Source organism: Butyrivibrio sp. VCD2006, assembly GCF_000423925.1.
GTDB lineage: Bacteria > Bacillota > Clostridia > Lachnospirales > Lachnospiraceae > Butyrivibrio.
Genome location: NZ_KE384106.1, coordinates 65,305 through 85,760 on the forward strand (window position 1 = coordinate 65,305; position 20,456 = coordinate 85,760).

Below are 20,456 nucleotides of genomic sequence, written 5' to 3' on the forward strand. Positions count from 1 at the left end.
TATGGAGGTGTCTTATGCTATTTCAACTTTATGGTCCAAGTGCAAGTTCACAGCTTTTAGGTTGGGTACTTGTTTTTGCTGGCCTGATTCTTATGAATGAAATTGGTAGAAGAACTAAAGCAGGCGGAATTCTTGTTTTTGTAATAATTCCCACAATACTTACAGTTTATTTCATTGCTGCTCATCTTGGAGCTTTTGGCGGTGCCAGCAATCCTACAGTGGCTTATATGGATGGTTGGTTCCATTATTTCAAGCTTTATGCTGCTGATATTGGTTGCGTAGGCTTTATGATGATCAAGTACAAATGGGGAATCGGTAAAGAAAAATGGTTTGCATGGTTCCCTTGGTTTATCGTAGCTGCTAACATCATGATCGCTAATGTTTCCGATATGGAATCTGCTCTTGCAGCATTTAACATTACAGGCAATCTCAGCGGAGCATGGTGGGCTTCTAATGAAGGTGTATTTATCTACGGTGGATGGTGGAATGTTGTTAATGCCCTCGCAGGTATGATCAATATCTTCTGCATGACAGGTGTTGTTCACCTTTACACATCTAACGATAAGAACAAATCAGACATGCTTTGGCCTGATATGACAGTATGGTTTATCCTTGCATACGATGTATGGAATTTCGAGTACACTTACCTTAATCTTCCTACTCATACATGGTATTGCGGTGTTGCACTTCTTCTTGCTCCTACATTTGCTAATGCATTCTGGAACAAGGGTGCATGGATCCAGAACCGTGCAAATACACTTGCAATCTGGTGCATGTGGGCTCAGGTAGTTCCCGGATTCCAGCTTTGGAGTAAATTCGCAGCTGCGCTTCCTTCAGTTTATGGTGGAGCAACAGCTAATGGAATTACAACAATGGATCTTTATGCTAAGGCTATCGAGCTTTACAACTCAGGTGCTGGTAAGACTGCACAGGCAGGAGAGATTATTGCTTCCATGGGTATCACAGCTGATCCCAGAGCTCAGGGCTTTGTAGCAATTCTTTCTATCGCTATCAATGTTATCTGCATAGCTGAGATTATCAAGAGATCAGTTAAGCTTGGCAAGAACCCTTATGCTAATAATGTATTCGAGGATACTAAGGACTTCCAGCTTGCAATGGATCGTGCTGAGAAGGCATAATTTAGATATTTTTTGAACTTAATGCTATTCAATATTTAATATAGAGGGCATTTGCCCTCTATATTTTTGGCCTAAAAAGAAGGAGCGTTTTTTAGGTTAGATTTTATTTAGTGGAGGAGATTTTATATGGGTAGGAAACCACCTTTCAAGCCCTCATACGTCAAGGATGATGCAGTTATGCGTGAACCTATTATTAAGCTTGGCAAGATGATTACAGACAGAGTACCTTATCATCTTGGATTTAAGAAGCTTACTAACGATGATCCTGAGTATTGGGCACTATCAGCTATTGTAAGTGATGAAGAAGCTGAACTTGCGCTCAAAATGGGAGTAAGAAAACCCAAAACTTTTGAGCAGCTAAAAGCAATTTCCGGAATTGAAGAAGGGCATCTTCAGGAGCTGCTTGATCATATGTCATGGACCGGTCTTGTAGAGTATAACTGGGAGAATGATAAAAGAGAAAAGCAGTACCTTGTTCCTATGTATGTTCCCGGCAGTGCTGAGTTCACCAATATGAATAAGGAGCTTATAGAGGCTCACCCTGAAATGGGTAAGTTTTTCGATTATATGACAACACTTCCTCTGGAGAAGATTACTCCTATGGTACCTCCGGGTGGAGCAGGTGTTGGAATGCACGTTATTCCTGTCGAAAAAGCTATTGATATGAATAATGAATCCATTTCACTTGAACATATTTCTCACTGGCTTGATAAGTATGAAGGAAAATATGCTGCCAGTCCTTGTTCTTGCAGACGCTCACGTAAGACATACGATGAAGGATGTGCAGATGACGAAAATGATTGGTGTATTGCAGTCGGTGATATGGCTGATTATGTTGTAGAAACCGGCAAGGGTGGCAGATATATAACTAAGCAGGAAGCCCTCGAAATATTCAAGAAGGCAGAAGATAACGGCTTTGTTCACCAGATTACAAACATCGATGGTGAAAACAAGATATTTGCAATTTGTAACTGTAATGTAAATGTTTGTTATGCTCTTAGAACATCACAGCTTTATAATACTCCCAATATGTCACGTTCTGCATATGTTGCAAAAGTAACAAAGCAGGATTGTGTTGCGTGTGGACGTTGTGTTGAGGTATGCCCCGCAGGTGCTGTTAAGCTTGGTCAGAAGCTTTGTAAGAAGGATGGTTCAGAGGTAACCTATCCTAAGCATGTTCTTCCCAGTGAGAAGAAATGGACTGAGGATGACTGGGACTGGGATTACAGAGATAATAACAGAATCAACTGTTACGATTCAGGAACAGCTCCTTGTAAAACAGCATGTCCTGCTCATATAGCAGTTCAGGGTTATCTTAAGCTTGCAGCTCAGGGCAAGTATACAGAAGCTCTTGCACTTATCAAGAAGAACAATCCACTTCCTGCTGTATGCGGACATATCTGTAACAGAAGATGTGAGGATGCTTGTACCAGAGGTACTATTGATCAGGCAGTAGCTATCGATGAGGTAAAGAAATTCATAGCTGCCCGCGATCTTAATGCTGATACCAGATATATACCTGAAAAGGTTATTCCTAAGGTAAATGGCCTGTTTGATGAGAAAATAGCTATTATCGGTGGTGGTCCTGCAGGTCTTTCATGTGCATTCTATCTTGCAGAAAAAGGCTATAAGCCCACCATCTTTGAGAAAAACGAAAGAGCAGGCGGCATGCTTGTTTATGGTATACCTTCTTATAAACTTGAGAAGGATGTTGTTCAGGCTGAAATTGATATCATCAAGGAGATGGGAGTTGAGATCAAGACCGGTATCGAAGTAGGTAAGGATATCACACTTGATGAACTTAGAAGCCAGGGCTACAAAGCATTCTATATTGCAATCGGCTGCCAGGGCGGTAGAAAAGCAGGTATCCCCGGTGAGGATGCTGAAGGTGTTGTGACAGCTGTTGATTTCCTTCATTCAGTGACTGATGATGAAACACTTAAGGTTGAAGGAAAAGCTGTTGTTATCGGTGGTGGTAACGTTGCTATTGACGTTTCCAGAAGCGCTGTAAGATGCGGAGCTACCTCTGTAAAGCAGTTCTGTCTTGAAACAAGAGACATTATGCCTGCTTCAGATGAAGAAGTTGAAGAAGCTGAAGAAGATGGTGTTGAGATAAACTGTGGATGGGGCCCTAAGGAAATTCTTACAGAAAATGGTAAGGTCAAGGGAATTGTCTTCAAGAAGTGTACTTCTGTTAAGGATGCTGACGGAAGATTCAATCCTCAGTACGATGAAAACGACACTGTAACAGTAGAATGCGAGCATGTATTCCTTAGTATCGGTCAGAGCATTGTTTGGGGTGACTTACTTAATGGTTCAAAGGTAGAGCTTGGAAGAGGAAATGGAGCAGTTGCTGACTCACTTACTTACCAGACAGCTCAGCCTGACATTTTTGTAGGTGGTGATGTTTATACAGGACCCAAATTTGCAATTGATGCTATAGCAGCAGGAAAGCAGGGCGCTATCTCAATTCATCGTTTTGTACAGCCGAATTCTTCACTTACTATCGGTAGAAACCGCAATGATTTCAAGGAGTTTGACAAAGAGAACATTCTTGTCAAGGACTATGATACATGTAAGAGACAGATACCCGGTAAGAGCGATAAAATTGCTGATCCTAAGCATTCCTTCAGAGATGCCAAGCTTGTATTCACAGAAGAGCAGGTTAAGGCGGAGACAGCAAGATGTCTTTCATGTGGTGCATCTGTTGTTGATACAAATAAGTGTATCGGATGCGGACTTTGTACAACAAAATGTGAATTTGATGCAATCCATCTCTACAGAGAGAATCCTGAGTGCAGTGTAATGAGAAGAAGCGAAGATAAGCTTAAGTACATTCTTCCCTACGCAGCAAAGCAGGCAATAAATATCAAATTCAAGAAGAAAAATAAGTAAGTAAATTTTCCAAACCTGTTAGAAGTAATAAGTTATATCTAGAAGCATGTAGTATATTTATTTACTAACCTGTTAGAAAAAATAAGTTATATCTAGAAGCATGTAGTATATTTATTTACTAACCTGTTAGAAAAAATAATTATATCTAGAAGCATGTAGTTTAGTTTTTCAAAAGCCTTCTCCCTCTGGGAGAAGGTGGCACGTAGTGCCGGATGAGGGCTCTTATGCATGAACTTGGAGTAGTTTTTCATATCATCGACGATCTTAAAGTTGTCGCGGACGAAAATAATATAGAGAAGATTGAAAAAGTAACTGTGGAACTTGGAGAGGTTTCGACTGTAATACCGCATTTCCTCACAGATTGCTGGAAATGGGCTTCTGAAAAGCAGGAGTTTATAAACGGTACCGAGCTTCTTATTGAGACAATACCTGCTATTACTGAATGCCAGGATTGCGGGAAACAGTACGGAACTATTGCACATGGCAGAATATGTCCTTTTTGCGGAAGTGAAAAGACATATCTTGTCCAAGGCAACGAATTTCTGATTAAAGAAATTGAAATATCAGAGTAAGTAATTTTTATAGATTGTACCCCTTATAGCTATATATAATTACATAATTAATCTAATTTAACGAAAAACTCAGCTTATATCCATGATATAAGTTGAGTTTTTTTAATGTATTGAATAATTTGATTGTCTTGTTTATACATTTTTAATGACAAGTAGTACTTTTTATTATAAAATATATGCATGTTGCATAACAAAATACTAGGTTAAGGGGGTATACACAACCATGGCAACTAAGGAGAAGAGAAACGTTATTGTTGGACAGTCAGGAGGACCTACAGCTGCAATTAATTCTTCACTTGCAGGTGTTTATCGTACTGCTATAGACCGTGGATACAAGAAGGTTTACGGAATGATCCATGGTGTACAGGGACTGATGGAAGGCCGCTATGTTGATCTCGCTGAGCATATCAAGACTGGTCTTGATGCTGAGCTTTTGAAGAGAACACCTTCAGCTTATCTTGGTTCATGCCGTTATAAGCTGCCTGAGATCTTCGAGAGCAAGGAGACCTACGAGAAGATCTTCCAGATTCTGACTGATCTTGAAATCGATTGCTTTATTTACATCGGTGGTAATGACTCAATGGATACCATCAAAAAGCTTTCCGATTATGCTATTATTTCCGGTTCTAGTGTAAGATTCGTCGGATGTCCTAAGACTATCGATAATGACCTTGCGCTTACAGACCACACACCCGGCTATGGCTCAGCTGCTAAGTACATCGGTACTTCAGTAAAAGAGATCATCCGTGATGGTTGGAGTCTTGAGACCGAACATGGTCAGGTTGTCATTGTTGAGATCATGGGTAGAAACGCTGGATGGCTCACCGGATCAGCTGCTCTTTCAAGAGGAGAGGACTGTGATGGACCCGATGCAATTTATCTCCCTGAGCTTCCCTTCGATGTTAAGAAATTTGTTGATAAGACAAGAAAGCTTCTTAAAGAGAAGGCTAATGTTGTTATCGCTATTTCTGAAGGTATTCACGATAAGGACGGAAAATACATCAGTGAGTATGACAACGGCGTAGAGTACGTTGATGCTTTCGGACATAAGCAGCTTACAGGTACAGCAAGATACCTTTGCACAGTTCTTTCAACTGAAATCGGTTGTAAGACAAGAGCTATTGAGCTTTCTACACTTCAGAGAGCTGCAAGCCACTGCGCTTCACGTGTTGATATCCTTGAGGCTTATGAAGTTGGTGGTGCTGCAATGAAGGCAGCTGACGAAGGCGATAGCGGCAAGATGGTAGTTATCGAGAGACTTTCAGATGATCCTTATCAGGCAGGTACAGAGGTTAAGGATGTACACAAGATTGCTAACGACGAGCGTCTTGTTCCCAGAGAATGGATCAATAAGGAAGGTACTTATGTAACAGATGAGTTCATTACATATGTACGTCCTCTTATCCAGGGCGATGTAGGACCTATCATGGTTGATGGTATACCGAGACACCTTTTTGTTCCCGGATTCCAGGAGCTTCTGTAATAAATTTGTTCAAATTATTTATTTATTAGCCTAAATGAATCAATTCAGTCTAATTTTGTCGAAATTTAACATTTTTATTGCAAATAATTTAACAATCTTATAATATTAAGGGACAGGTTTTTATACCTGTCCTTTTATTTTCCTTAATTTCTGAAAAGTCAAAATAAAATGTGATATTTAATAAGTTTTGTACTTTTTGAATACTATTCATTTGATATAATAAGATTTAGGAAGAAGGTTGTTAGTATGAAGAATAGAATTTCTATTATATTTTCATCAATATTGTTTCTGATAGTCTTAATGCTTTTTTGCCCATTGACTTCAAAATGCAATTTGGCAATACATGCATACGCGTCAAATAACGAGAATCTATATGTAACTTCAAAAAACAGACAGTTTACAAAATCTGTTTTAAAAGGTGACTCATTCAGAATAAATATTATTGAAAAAAAGAAGGTAAACCCTAAGAATCTGAAATTTAGTTCAAAGAACAAAAATATTGCAACTGTAGATGCACAAGGAAACATTACAGCTTTAGACTATGGCACTTCTAAAATTACAGTAAAAAAGAAAAAAGGGAATCACATCGTCTGCACCTTTACAGTTACAGTAGTTAAATCCATACCGAGAACGCTTTTCATCGGTGATTCCAGATCAGTATATATGTTCAACAAATCAAACATTGAGCTGTGCGGTGTAATCAAAAACGGCATGTATGTCTACGCAAGAGCCGGTGCTCAATTCTGGTACATTAACGAGGTTGTTGGGAAGGTTGATCCCGATTCCTATGACTCTGTAGTTACATGGATGGGTGCGAATGACAGAGGAAGCTTTACAAATTATAAGTATTGTTACAATGAGATCAAAAGTATGGGAAAAAAGATCGTGCTTTGTACTGTTGGTCCGGTTCAAGATGCACTTCTTGATGAGATAGGAATAATTGTTTTTAACAATGGATTAATGAAAAAGTACAATAAAGAACTTAAAAAATGGTCCAAGAAAAATAACATTCCCATAATAGATCTATATTCTTACATCGTTAAAAAGAAACTAAAAGTCGATTCCAGAGATGGTGTTCACTATCTGCCACGTCCTACGACTAAGATTTGGAAACGTATTCTTTCACAATATGCAAAATTATCATAGCTATTTAATCCCACATGACATAGAATGAAGTGTGGGATTTTTATTTACAATTTTAAAGAGGAGAATGAAAAATGAACTATTCTGAAGAATCACTGCGTCTGCACGGGGAGTGGCAGGGTAAAATCGAAGTTGTTTCAAGAGTTAAGGTTGAGAATAAAGAGGATTTATCTCTGGCATATACCCCCGGAGTTGCTCAGCCCTGTTTGGAAATCCAGAAGGATTATGAAAAATCCTATACACTCACAAGACGTCACAACCTTGTAGCAGTTATAACAGACGGAACAGCAGTACTCGGTCTTGGCGATATCGGACCTGAAGCAGGAATGCCTGTTATGGAAGGAAAATGTGCACTGTTTAAGGAATTTGCAGATGTTGACGCTTTTCCTATCTGCATCAGAAGCAAAGATGTCGATGAAATAGTTCGTACTATATATTTGATTTCCGGATCTTTCGGTGGAATTAATCTTGAGGATATCGCAGCACCAAGATGCTTCGAAATCGAGAAGAAGCTTAAGGAAATATGTGATATTCCTGTTTTCCATGATGATCAGCACGGAACTGCAGTAGTCGTTGGTGCTGCACTTATTAATGCCCTCAGAGTTGTAAAGAAAGAGATCGGAGAGGCAAAGGTAGTAATTAACGGTGCTGGTTCAGCGGGTATTGCAATAGGTAAGCACCTACTCAATCTCGGTGTTAAGAATCTTAAGATGGTAGATAGAAACGGTATCCTTTGCGAAGGAATTGAGATGAACTCTGCGCAGGCTCAGATGGCAGAGGTGACCAATCCTGAAAAGTTCTCAGGAAATCTGGCAGATGCCATGAAGGGAGCTGATGTATTTATTGGTGTAAGTGCGCCTCATATTGTAAGTAAAGAGATGGTTGCATCAATGAATGAAGGTGCAATTGTATTCCCGATGGCTAATCCTGTTCCCGAGATTGAGCCTGAAGAAGCGCTTGAAGCAGGTGCAGCTGTTGTTGGTACAGGAAGAAGCGATCATCCTAACCAGATAAACAATGTTCTTTGCTTCCCCGGACTGTTCAGAGGCGCTCTTGATGTTCGTGCCAAGGATATAACAGAAGAGATGAAGAGAGCTGCATCCTATGCTCTCGCTGATCTTGTAGCTCCCGAGGAACTCAATGACAAATACATTCTGCCTCTGGCATTTGATAAGAGAGTCGGACCTGCTGTTGCAAAGGCAGTTGCTGAGTCAGCAAGAGAGTGCGGCGTAGCAAGGCTTTAAAAATTACGATATAAAAGCTTCCCTCAGAGTAGCAAGGCTTTAACAATAAAAAAGTCTTCCTCCAGAGCAGCAAGGCTTTAACAATAAAAAAGTCTTCCTCCAGAGCAGCAAGGCTTTAACAATAAAAAATCTTCCTCCAGAGCAGCAAGGCTTTAACAATAAAAAATCTTCCTCCAGAGCAGCAAGGCTTTAAAAAATACAAAAAAAAGCCTTCCCCCTCTGGGGGAAGGTGGCACGAAGTGCCGGATGAGGGGCTCTATAATCCAGCTATTACCCCTCATCAGTCGACTTCGTCGACAGCTTCCCCCCCAAGGGGAAGCCATTTAAAATCATCAATCGACTTCGTCGACAGCTTCCCCCCAAGGGGAAGACATTTAAAATCATCAGTCGACTTCGTCGACAGCTTCCCCCCAAGGGGAAGACATAAAAGAATCATCCTAATTCATAAATCTCAGTATATTTTTCTTCAATATAATCAAGGAAATCATCGGCAGTAAGATTTCTACCTGTGATATCCTTGATCCACTCTGAAGGTGAAAGTCTGTTAGCTTTCTTAAATACATTATCAGCCATCCATTTATTAAGACTTCTGAAATCACCTTTAGACACAAGATCGTTTATATCGATTTCATTTTTCATACGATTGTAATACATGGAGTTGTACATGTTTCCAATAGCATAAGCAGGGAAATAGCCAAAGCCAAATGTCCAATGAACATCCTGGAGTACTCCTTCCCTATCAGTTTCAGGCTCAATTCCAAGATATTCCTTATACTTCTCATTCCAAACATTTGGAAGCTCATCGATAGTGATTTTGCCTTCAAACAGAGCCTTTTCAATCTCGTAGCGGATAATTACATGGAAAGTATATGTAAGTTCATCAGCCTCGGTTCTTATAAGTGAGGGCTCAACTATATTTATTGCTTCATAAAGCTCGTGCTCAGATACATCCTTCATGACCTGAGGGAAAACCTCACAAACCTTAGGATAAATCAAATGAACAAATTCCTTGGATCTACCGATTCTATTTTCATAAAATCTTGAAACTGACTCATGCATTCCCATTGTCATGGAATTCTGAAGGAAATGATCAAAATCCTCTCTTGGCTGAAGACTTGCAAAAAGAGCATGACCACCTTCATGAATTATTGAATACATGCTACCGATGAAGTAATTAGGGTAGTAGTGAGTCGTAACTCTTATGTCATCCTTACCAAGCTCATTTGTGAAGGGATGCTCGGAAGTGGTAAAAGCACCGCGCTGAAGATCAAAATCAATTGTCTCAAGGAGCCACTTCGCCATCTTTGCCTGCTGATCATCAGTGACTTCGATTTCCATGAAATCACGACGAATATTCTTTTTACTGCTTGTTATCTTCTTAAGGAGAGGAAGGAGACGTTCCTTACATTTGCCAAAGCACTCATCAAGAACCTCAGTAGTTATTTCACGTTCGTAATCATCAAGAAGTTCATCATAAACACAACCGGCATTTTTATTGCCTCTTAGTGCCACGATTTCTTTGTTTATTTCATATACCTTCGACAGAGATTCTTTGAATTTTGAAAAATCGGAAGCTTCTCTGGCTTCGGACCAGTCTACAAATGCCTTATTATATACCAGAGATATTTCCATATTCTTTTCAGGTGTAATGTTTTTGACCTTTTCATAATTTCTATAATTCTTCTCAGCAAGAACCTTATCAAGGTCATTTAATTCGTCTCTGTGTTCGTATATATATTCACAGGCTTCTATATATTTTTCATTTTTTGCAAGCTTGAATGCCTGATTTTCAAGGAAAGCAGATACTTCGCCCTGTGACTCCCGGCCTTTAGGAGGGCAAATTGTCTCCTGATCATAGGAAAGTACATTGCATGCATGCCGGTAAATCTCCATTTTCTTCTCTGTTTTTCTGACAATCTCAAGCTTTTCCATTGTTTCTTTAGTCATTATTTTCTCTCTTTCTAATTATAGGTTTTTGTTTTTCCTCAGAAAAAATACAGGAATCTATGATATATGTATTTTATATCAGCTTAAATTAAGCTTCAATAATATACACTTATTTTAAAAATTCATACAAAATATTACGAAAATAATAATGTCATTGATTTTTTTTATTGTATTCTTCAATTTATACCCGGAACAACTGAAGCATTCCGTCAGATCAAGGAGAGAAGACCAGATATCATCTGTATCGCAGGTGAGTCACACGAGGATCTTCCTGAGATCGGAAGCGCAGCTGATCTTGTATGTAACAACGACTTCGTAGCACGTGGATACCTTATCATCCGCACAGCTCACGAGCTTGGATGTGATACATTCGTACACATTTCATTCCCTCGCCACCTCTCTTATGAGACAATGAGCCGTCGTGTTGCTATCATGAAAGCCGCTTGCGAAGAGTTTGGTATGGAATTCGTTATGGAGTCAGCTCCCGATCCGACAACAGACGTAGGTGTTCCCGGAGCTCAGGCATACATCGCAGAGCACGTTCCGGAGTGGGTTGAGAAGTATGGTCAGAATTCAGCTTACTTCTGTACAAACGACGCTCATACAGAGCCCCTTCTTCGTGGACTTCTTGAGAACGGTGGTTACTTCATCGAAGCAGACCTTCCTTCACCTCTTATGGGATATCCCGGAGCACTTGGCCTTGACCTCACAGAAGAGGCCGGTGACTTTGCTAAGATCCTTGCAAAGGTTGAGAGCGCAGTTGTAGAAAAAGGCGGCGCAGGCAGATTCGGAACATGGGCTTATTCTTATGGATACACAGTTTCTGCAGGTCTTGCACAGCACGCTATGAACGTAATCGATGGAACAAGCGAGCTTACAAACATCGATGATATTTCCAAGGCATATGAGGTATTTTCACCCGGTGCAGCATGGAACGGTTCAAACTATACAAATGCTGACACAGGTGTTAAGGCAGACAATACATTCCTTATCTATCAGGATACATATATCATGGGTGATCCCGGTAAGTACATGGGTTCAACAGAAATCGAAGTTCCTGAGAAGTACTTCACAACAAAATAAGATTTACCTACTATGGGGAGATTCTTATCTCCCCATATTTTAAGAAAAAAGAAAGGTTTTATGAAAATGGGTAAAGCACCACTACTTGAAATGAAAAACATAAAGAAGGACTTTTTCGGAAATCAGGTCCTTACCGATATTAACCTGACACTTAAAGAGGGCGAGGTTATCGGACTTTGTGGCGAAAACGGTGCCGGAAAATCCACACTAATGAAAATTCTGTTCGGAGCAGATGTTATCCGCGAAACAGGGGGATATGGCGGAGATATTATTCTGAACGGTGAGAAGGTTTCCTTCCAGTCACCTTTTGATGCAATTGCCAAAGGTATCGGAATGGTACATCAGGAGTTTTCACTGATTCCCGGATTTACAGCCACTGAAAATATTCTCTTAAACAGAGAATCCAAGAAAAAAAGTGTTCTTTCAGACCTTTTCAGCGATCGTATGGATACGCTGGATCGTAAGGATATGGATACACGCGCCGCTGAAGCAATTAAGAAAATGGGCGTTAACATAGATCAGAATATGCTTACAAGCAATATGCCTGTAGGTCATAAGCAGTTTACGGAAATAGCAAGAGAGCTTTCAAAAGAGCAGCTCAAGCTCCTTATACTTGATGAGCCTACCGCGGTTCTTACAGAGAAAGAAGCAGAAGCTCTTCTTGAATCTATAAGAGGTATGTCAAAACGTGGAATAGCTGTTATTTTCATCACTCACAGACTTGGTGAGATTCTTTCTGTTTGTGACAGAGTAATAACTATGCGCGATGGCTACGTTGTAAATGAGTCAGAGACAAAGGATACAAGCATCGCTGAGATCACAAAATGGATGGTAGGACGTGATGTGGAAGGCTCTGATGCAGATTATGTAACAGAAGACACCGGAGTTAATAAGAAAATTGTAATGTCTATCAGAAAACTTTGGGTAGACATGCCCGGTGAGACTGTAAGAAACGTTAACCTTGACGTTAGAGAAGGTGAGATACTTGGAATCGGCGGACTTGCAGGTCAGGGTAAGCTTGGAATCCCTAACGGTGTTATGGGACTTTACCAGGCCGGCGGAACAGTAACCTTTGACGGAATTGATATTCCTCTTAACAATCCCAGAAGATGTCTCGATTCTTCCTTTGCATTTGTATCTGAGGACAGAAGAGGAGTTGGCCTTCTTCTTGATGAATCACTGGAATGGAACATATCATTCCCTGCCATGCAGATTCAGGATAAGTTCCTTAAGAAATACCTTGGCGGACTTATCAAATGGAGGGATGATGCTGCTATTAAAGAAGTAACCGATAAATATATCGATGAACTCAAGATAAAATGTACAAGTTCCACTCAGAAAGCAAAAGAGCTTTCAGGTGGTAATCAGCAGAAAGTATGTCTTGCAAAAGCATTTGCTCTTGAACCAAAGCTCCTTTTCGTAAGTGAACCTACAAGAGGTATTGACGTTGGCGCAAAAGCGCTGGTACTCGATGCTCTTAAGAAGTTCAACAAAGAAAAAGGCGTAACAATTGTCATGGTATCTTCTGAGCTTGAAGAGCTTCGCAGAACCTGTGACAGAATAGCAATCGTATCAGGCGGTAAGGTGTCAGGTATTCTCCCTGCCGGCGAACAGCTTGAAAAATTCGGCGAATTAATGCTGCAAAACTGTTAAGGAGTTATAGGTGATGAGCGAACAGACTACAAAAAACACTTTTCAAGATAAGGTGAAAAAAGTAGCCGAGGAATTTGGTCTTCCGAGACTTATAATAACAGGCTTCCTTGTACTTTTACTTGTTATTTCACCTTTCGTGGGAGCAGATCTTCCCACACAGATATCTAACATAATAAATCGTTTCAGTTGGAACGGTATCCTGGTTCTGGCCATGGTTCCCATGGTACATTCCGGATGCGGACTTAACTTTGGACTTCCTCTTGGAATAATTTCAGGACTTCTTGGAGCTACACTTTCAATTGAGCTTGGTTTTACAGGACCAGTGTCATTTTTCATGGCAGCACTTCTTGCAACTCCTTTTGCTCTAGTATTCGGAAGTGTATATGGATGGCTCCTTAATAAAATCAAAGGCGGAGAGATGATGATCGCAACCTATGTTGGATTTTCATCAGTTTCTCTCATGTGTATGATGTGGCTTCTTCTTCCTTACCACAGCCCGAACATGGTATGGGGTATGGCAGGAAAAGGTCTTAGAACAACAATTTCACTCGAAGGTTACTATACTCAGGCTCTTGCAAAGATTCTTCAGATAAATATCGGCAATCTTTCAATACCTACAGGTGCGCTTTTATTCTTTGCGCTTCTTGCATTTTTGATGTGGGCATTTCTTCATACAAAGACAGGAACAGCTATGACCGCTGTTGGATCAAACCCTGAATTTGCAAGATCAGCAGGTATTAACGTCAACAAGATAAGACTTATCTCTGTTGTTATGTCTACATGGCTTGCAGCAATAGGAATCCTTGTTTATGAGCAGGGCTTCGGATTTATACAGCTTTACATGGCTCCTTTCTATATGGCTCTTCCTGCTGTATCTGCAATCCTTATAGGTGGTGCATCAGTTAACAAAGCCTCCATTATGAACGTTATTATCGGAACAATCCTTTTCCAGGGTATTGTTACAATGACACCTACTGTAATGAATAATATGATACATCTTGATATGAGTGAGGTTATCAGAATAATTGTTTCCAACGGCATGATTCTGTATGCACTTACAAGAAAAACGGAGGGAGCAAAATGAGTAATAAAAATATAGGTGATTACCTCAGAAGATTTTCGGTTCCCATTATGTTTGTCATAATCTGCGCTGTTTGCGCACCGATTTCAGGTCTTTCTCCAAGCTATCTTGCAAATGAGATTGTAACCAGAATGGGACGTAATGCATTTTTAATACTAAGTCTGTTAATTCCTATCATGGCAGGAATGGGACTTAACTTTTCAATGACACTTGGTGCCATGGCAGGAGAAATCGGACTTATTCTTGTATGTGACTGGCAGATAGTAGGAATTCCCGGTATGGTACTTGCAATGATCATATCTATCCCGATTTCAGCCCTTCTTGGTCTTTTCTGCGGAAAAGTCCTTAACATGGCTAAGGGTAGAGAGATGATCACGAGCTACATCATCAGCTTTTTCATAAACGGTATTTATCAGCTCGTAGTGCTTTACCTTATGGGACCCGTTATTCCAATTAAGCACAGCACAATTAAGCTTCCTCGTGGTTATGGTGTAAGAAATACAGTTTCTCTTTTATCCATGAGACAGAAGCTCGACAACTTGATTCCGCTTTCAATTGCAGGTGTTAAGATTCCGGTGGCTACATTCATAATCGTATTCATTCTGTGCCTTGTTATTATCTGGTTCAGAAAGACCAAGCTTGGTCAGGATATGAGAGCTGTAGGTCAGGATATGGAAGTAGCAAAGGATGCAGGTATTGATGTTGAGCGCACAAGAATTATTTCAATGGTTCTTTCAACAGTATTTGCAGGTATCGGAATGATCATTTACCTTCAGAATATGGGTAATATTGCAACATACAGCTCACATTCACAGATCGGTATGTTCTGTATTGCTGCACTTCTTGTAGGTGGTGCTTCTGTAGATAAGGCTTCAATTGGTAACGTATTCCTTGGAATCATCCTGTTCCATACGATGTTTATTGTTGCTCCTAAAGCCGGTACCGTAATTACAGGTGATTCAATGATCGGTGAGTATTTCCGCGTATTTGTTTCATATGCGGTTATTACTGTTGCCCTCATCATGTATGAGACCAACAAGAGAAAGAATAAATCAAGAGCCAGCGCACAGCTTGCACTTGAGCAGGAGGAGGAAGTAAATGGATAAGTCAAAGAAAAAGAGCTTGATATATCGCATTGCTGCGCTTATCATCCTCATCCTAATTGCAGTTGCAATGTTTATTATCGGCAGAGGCCACACAGTATACTTTGATAATAAAGCACTAGAGTATGGTGAAAAGTCAGTGGATGAAGTTCCTTATAAGATTGATGTCCTTGTAAATGGAGAAAAGGTTGCATCTCTTAAAGCAGGAGAGCGCGGAATGGTATCTACTATGGGCCAGAACTTCAATATGCAGCTTCTTGTCACTAAGGAAAAGGACGGCAAAACCTCAAAGGTACAGGTTGGACTTCCCTTACCCTATAGCATGGATGGAATTATTTTAAATCTTCCCGGAATGCTTGCGGGACTTCCACAGGATGCGTATTTAGAAGAATTCATCCCTACACCTTCAGCTGAAGAGCTTGAGGATGAAGAAGTAGTAACTGATGAGACCGAAGGACTGATGGATTTCGGTGAGTAATTTAATTTAACTTATCAGTACAGATAATCGAAAATTACTCAAAATAAATGTCACATTCAAAACAGGATTCAATGATTCTATGAGGTCATTGAATCCTGTTTTTTATCGTAATAATAATAAAATTTACACATATTTTATATTTAATTAATTTAAGCTTAATAGACTTGGGAAAATTTTTATCGTGTTTTGAAGTGTTAATTCATTAACAAAAAGTCAGAAAATATTGTTGATAACAAGTGTTATAACAGTATTATATGTATTCTTTAATTTATTTTCATCATGCGCATAATTAATAACCATATGATTTAATAATTGTTAATTTTGATGAAATTATAAATAATCCTTGAAAAAAATCATAGAAACGTATATTATTGTATAAGTTTACTTAATGTATGATTTATTCAATGGAGTAAAAATAGTTATGAAGAAGATGGGTAACAGATTTATTGCATTTTTTCTGTCTATGGCAATAGCCATAGGTGTATTTAATCTCAATAGTATAAGTTCTTATGCTCAAGAAGGTGAGATACTCACATTTCTTATGGGGTATAGGGGAAAAGAACAACAAATAGCTAATGACTATAATGGTCTGACATTAACAACTTGGCAGACTTGGAGCCATGATCTTGGTAGAGATTATAATACCAAGGATATTGAAAGTATTGTAATTAATGTTTCAAATCAGAATAATGATATTGCAATCAGATTGTTTGCCGAAGAACCTAGCGATTCTACACAAAAAATGATTAAGTATGATCTTCATGGGGATAGTAACGGTAATATTACTGTTAAACCGGATTATGCTGGAAAGCTTCGCTTCATAGGTTTCTTTGGGCAAAAAAGTGGAGAGACACGTCTTTATGTAAACTCTATAACAATTAATACGAAAAAAAATAAACAAAACAAATATAGCTATTCTGCTAATGAGTTGCGTTTCAGTTCAGGACACACTGTTAATACCGCAGACATCATTACAGACGGTAGTCTTGAATATATAAAGAACTGGCAATACTACTTTGTAAAATTTCCTACTACAATTGACACCGGTTCTCTTAAACAGTTAAATATCTATTCTGACAGACAGGATATGCGTGTTTCGTTTAAGCTCTATGATAGTGCCGGTAAGCAAGCATGGGTATCACATAATCATAATGGTCAGTCACTTTATAGCTTATATCCTGATTGTGGCAAAGTTCAGTATCTTGGAATAATGTCAAATAGTGCGTTCCATGATGAGATTTATGATCCGTATAGATATTTTCACATAACCAAAATTGAGTTCGTATATGATACACCTGTGAAAAAACCCAGTGCATACTCAACTCAGACTCAAGATGCTTTAAATAGTTTGAGGCAGTTTGCTATTGAGCATATATATCAGGATGGTTCAACCGCGCCAAAATCCGATGAAGAAAGAGAGAGAGAGCAACAGGCTGAAATTGAAGAAGCTGAGAAGCAGAAAGACAAGAAAGAAGCTGCAGAGGATGCTATAAACTATTGTAAAGAAGCCTATAATGCTTTTGATGCAGCAAAACATGCAGCTGACGAAGCTAAAGAATATGAAAAACTTGCAGAAGAACATAACGAGAAGCGTAAAAATAAAGATTATCATCCTTCAATGGATGATGTAGAAGCATTAGAAAACGCAGCTACCGGAGCCGAAAACGAATATGCCATCGCTAAGAGAGAAGCAGCAACTTATCGAGAAAAAGTGATGCTTGCAAAAAATGCAGCATCAAAAACGGATAATTATGTTGCAAAGCTTCTCGTATATCGATTGTCTTCTTCAGCAGAAGACCCTTCAATTTATGAATCTAATGCATATGACTATGCAATAGAAGCGCGTGCTGCAGCTAACGATGCTAGAGATATTTATAATCAAGAAAATGGCATTGTAACAAGCGAAGAAGAATATCAGAAAATATTAGCCAAAGCAATTGAAGAAACAGAAAAAATAGAAAATTTATGGGAGGATGCAACAAGAGAATTTGACTATGTCAGGGTTAAGTTTGATAAAGCTGCATCTATTAATGATGTTGCCAATTTTCCCTCTCAAGATGAAGTAAATCACGTAATCAGTCTTATTATGCAAGTCCAAGAAGGGGCTTCCACTTTGATCAATAGAGGAGGTATTGTATATACTGCTAAAAATTCCGGAGGCGTTGGAAATCCGGCAGAAGAACTTGAAAAAGATTTAGTCTTAATACTTGATGGAACGAAAGATTTAGAAGGTAACGACTTATATGGAGCGAAAGCTTATGATTTTTTTGCCAGATATATGGATTTTGTTATAAATAAAAATGTAGTTGAGCAACAGGCTAACGATGCCCAAAATCTTGCGGAAGAAGCAAAGAACAAAGCAAACAGTTTAAGCACAAAATCATCTTTACAGGAAATAGAAGATGTAAAGACTCTCATTAATAGAGCAAATGATACTGTTACCAATGCAAATTCTACTATAAAGAAAACAAGAGAAAAGGAATTTAAAAATATTGTTTCTACCAAAAAAGATTTAATAGATTATATTGCTGAAGTAAAGCAAGTAACTCTGGTAAATGCAGAAAAGGTTGCCGCAGAAGCCTCAAGAATAGCGTCAGAAACGTTAACAGTTGTAAACGGAGTGGAATTTCAGATTACTGTAAATGATGCTATAAATGCAGTTGGGAATTTAAGTGAACTAGCAAAAAATGCTGATTTGAAAGCTACAGATGCAGAAAAAGCTGCAGAAGTATTAAATGTCAACTCAGAAGCATCTGAAATATCTAATTCAGGTAAATTAGCAGATGAAGCTGCGAAGTTCGCAAATGATGCATTAAAGGCTTATGATGATGCCAGAGCCAGGTGTGATAAAGCTAAAGAGCTTGCAAATTCCTTATCCGACGCTCAAAAAGTAAATACTGTTAATGCATTGATTACTGAGCTAGAAGAAGCAAATGAAAAAGCTCGACTTGCTATAGATAAAGCTAATAGCATACAGCAGAATATAGAAGAGATTAAGGATGAAAAGAAGAATCCAATCTCGACTGCAATAATTACTGCAAAATCTACGTCCAATGCAGTAAAAAAGTCAGCAGAAGCTGCTAAAAAAACAGCTAAAAATTTATTGACAGCTGCTGAAAATCTTAAGGTAACATCATCAAATGATGAAATTGATGCTGTTAAGAATGCAGTTAACGAAGCTATAAATGCTGCAAATTCCGCTAAGGAATCTGCTCTTTCTGAAAAACAGAATGCTGAAAATTTAAAGCGTGATATAGAGCTCCTCGGTTACGATGATCTTAAAAGCAAAGCTGAAGACGCAACTAAAGATGCAAATACAGCTGTAGAATATGCAAACACAGCTGTAAATGATTCCCAAAAAGCTCTTGCAATCATCAATGAATTGGAAGCTAAAATTTCAGTTTCTAAGGCATATGCTGAAGCAGAGGTCGCTAAGAGCGAAGCTGAAAGACTTGCCGAAGAAGCTACAAATGCTGCAAATGCAGCAAAAGAAGCTGCCGAAAAGCTTAATGAGAATTCAACAGCTGAGGAGATTAAAGCTGCTAATGATCTTGCAGATGCTGCAGCTGATGCTGTAAAGGCTGCACAAGATGCAATAACAGATGCAAAAGCAAAAGCAGATGCTGCAAAGAAAGCCGCTGACGAAATTAACTACACTGCAACAAGTAGTAAAGCACAAGATTTACTGGATGAGCTTAATAAAGAGGATGGAATCCAGGCTAAGGTTGAGGCTTCTTCCACAGCTGCTGATAATGCAAAATCAACTGCAAAGAGTATTGATGATGCTAAAAAGGCTGCTGAAGAAGCTGCTAAGAAGGCAGAAGAAGAGAGATTAGCTGAAGAAGCAAAGAAGGCACAAGAAGACGCGCAGAAATTAAAGGATGCAGCTACTGAAGCTGCAAACAATGCAAGCGACCTGATCAATACTGCGATAGAGTCAGTATCTGATGCTAAATCAGCAACAGATGAAAATTCAGAAGCCAAGAATGCTGCTGATACAGCAATAAATGATCCAAGCAATGAGAACATTGAAAACGCAATAGATAAGATTAATGCCGCAGAGGATGCAGTTAAAAAGGCAATCGACGATGCAAAGAAGGCAGTAGATGCTGCTGAAGAAGCTAAGAAAACTGCAGAAGCTACCGGAGATCCTGAAGCAATTGCAAAGGCACAGGAGCTTGCCAATACAGCAGTAAAAGAAGCAATCGATGCAGCAAGAGCAGCTGAAGAGCTCGCTAAGATTTCAGCAGATGTAGCTAACAAGGCTGCTGAAGGAATAAATGAAAACAGTTCCGATGCAGATATCAATGCCGCTAAAAACGCTGCTAAGAGTGCAAACTCTGCAGCAGAGGTTGCAGATAATGCTGCTAAGAACGCAGATGAAACAGTCTCTGCAGAAGCTAAAACTGCAGCTAATGATGCAAGAACCGCTGCAACTAATGCCAATGATGCAGCAGGTAGAGTAAATGATGCAGTATCTGCTGCAGAAACTGCAAAGCAGGAAGCAGCTAAGAAGGCTGAAGAAAAAAAGAAAGCAGAGGAAGAAAAGAAAGCTGCTGAAGAATCTAAGAAGGTAGAGGAAGAAAAGAAGGCTGCCGAGGAGGCAAAGAAAGCAGAGGAAGAGAAGAAAGCTGC

At 39.3% G+C, this 20,456-nt stretch carries 11 protein-coding genes and 2 pseudogenes; 12 read left to right on the forward strand and 1 reads right to left on the reverse strand.

Annotated features, from left to right (window positions below):
• Nucleotides 1-14 precede the first annotated feature (14 nt).
• The 6 genes from G586_RS0118245 (at nt 15) to G586_RS0118270 (ending at nt 8,476) form a co-directional block, all read left to right on the forward strand.
• A complete protein-coding gene (locus G586_RS0118245) occupies nt 15-1,139 on the forward strand; it encodes a DUF5692 family protein (RefSeq protein WP_026528866.1) in 1,125 nt (374 codons plus the stop codon).
• 126 nt (nt 1,140-1,265) lie between these two features.
• Nucleotides 1,266-4,034: an FAD-dependent oxidoreductase gene (locus G586_RS0118250; protein WP_196811637.1), complete on the forward strand. Its 2,769-nt coding sequence runs from the start codon at nt 1,266-1,268 to the stop codon at nt 4,032-4,034.
• Nucleotides 4,035-4,258: 224 nt separating this feature from the next.
• Nucleotides 4,259-4,606, forward strand: coding sequence for a hydrogenase maturation nickel metallochaperone HypA (locus G586_RS0118255; protein WP_026528868.1), 348 nt, complete (start codon nt 4,259-4,261; stop codon nt 4,604-4,606).
• A 223-nt stretch (nt 4,607-4,829) separates the two neighbouring features.
• Nucleotides 4,830-6,089, forward strand: a complete 1,260-nt coding sequence (locus G586_RS0118260) for a 6-phosphofructokinase (RefSeq protein WP_026528869.1) — start codon at nt 4,830-4,832, stop codon at nt 6,087-6,089.
• 246 nt (nt 6,090-6,335) lie between these two features.
• A complete protein-coding gene (locus G586_RS23790; RefSeq protein ID WP_035773562.1) occupies nt 6,336-7,235 on the forward strand; it encodes an Ig-like domain-containing protein in 900 nt (299 codons plus the stop codon).
• Between the two features lie 71 nt (nt 7,236-7,306).
• On the forward strand, nt 7,307-8,476 hold the full coding sequence (locus G586_RS0118270; RefSeq protein WP_026528870.1) for an NAD(P)-dependent malic enzyme: 1,170 nt from the start codon (nt 7,307-7,309) through the stop codon (nt 8,474-8,476).
• Between the two features lie 432 nt (nt 8,477-8,908).
• Here the strand turns inward: G586_RS0118270 and G586_RS0118280 are convergent, their stop codons facing one another.
• A complete protein-coding gene (locus G586_RS0118280) occupies nt 8,909-10,423 on the reverse strand; it encodes a carboxypeptidase M32 (RefSeq protein ID WP_026528871.1) in 1,515 nt (504 codons plus the stop codon).
• Between the two features lie 177 nt (nt 10,424-10,600).
• On the opposite strand from G586_RS0118280, the pseudogene G586_RS23795 reads away from it, so the two are divergent.
• The 6 genes and pseudogenes from G586_RS23795 to G586_RS25260 form a co-directional block, all read left to right on the forward strand.
• Nucleotides 10,601-11,506 (forward strand): annotated as a pseudogene (locus G586_RS23795) (DUF3798 domain-containing protein); the annotation flags it as partial.
• Between the two features lie 60 nt (nt 11,507-11,566).
• Complete coding sequence (locus G586_RS0118290) at nt 11,567-13,159, forward strand: sugar ABC transporter ATP-binding protein (protein ID WP_026528872.1); 1,593 nt, start codon at nt 11,567-11,569, stop codon at nt 13,157-13,159.
• A 13-nt stretch (nt 13,160-13,172) separates the two neighbouring features.
• Nucleotides 13,173-14,243 carry an ABC transporter permease subunit gene (locus tag G586_RS0118295; RefSeq protein WP_026528873.1) on the forward strand — a complete coding sequence of 357 codons (1,071 nt, stop codon included), beginning with the start codon at nt 13,173-13,175 and terminating at the stop codon, nt 14,241-14,243.
• On the forward strand, nt 14,240-15,346 hold the full coding sequence (locus G586_RS0118300; protein ID WP_026528874.1) for an ABC transporter permease: 1,107 nt from the start codon (nt 14,240-14,242) through the stop codon (nt 15,344-15,346). The genes G586_RS0118295 and G586_RS0118300 overlap by 4 nt, the downstream gene beginning before the upstream one ends.
• A complete protein-coding gene (locus G586_RS0118305; RefSeq protein ID WP_026528875.1) occupies nt 15,339-15,821 on the forward strand; it encodes a DUF6672 family protein in 483 nt (160 codons plus the stop codon). The genes G586_RS0118300 and G586_RS0118305 overlap by 8 nt, the downstream gene beginning before the upstream one ends.
• Before the next feature lie 388 nt (nt 15,822-16,209).
• Nucleotides 16,210-20,456 (forward strand): annotated as a pseudogene (locus G586_RS25260) (hypothetical protein); the annotation flags it as partial.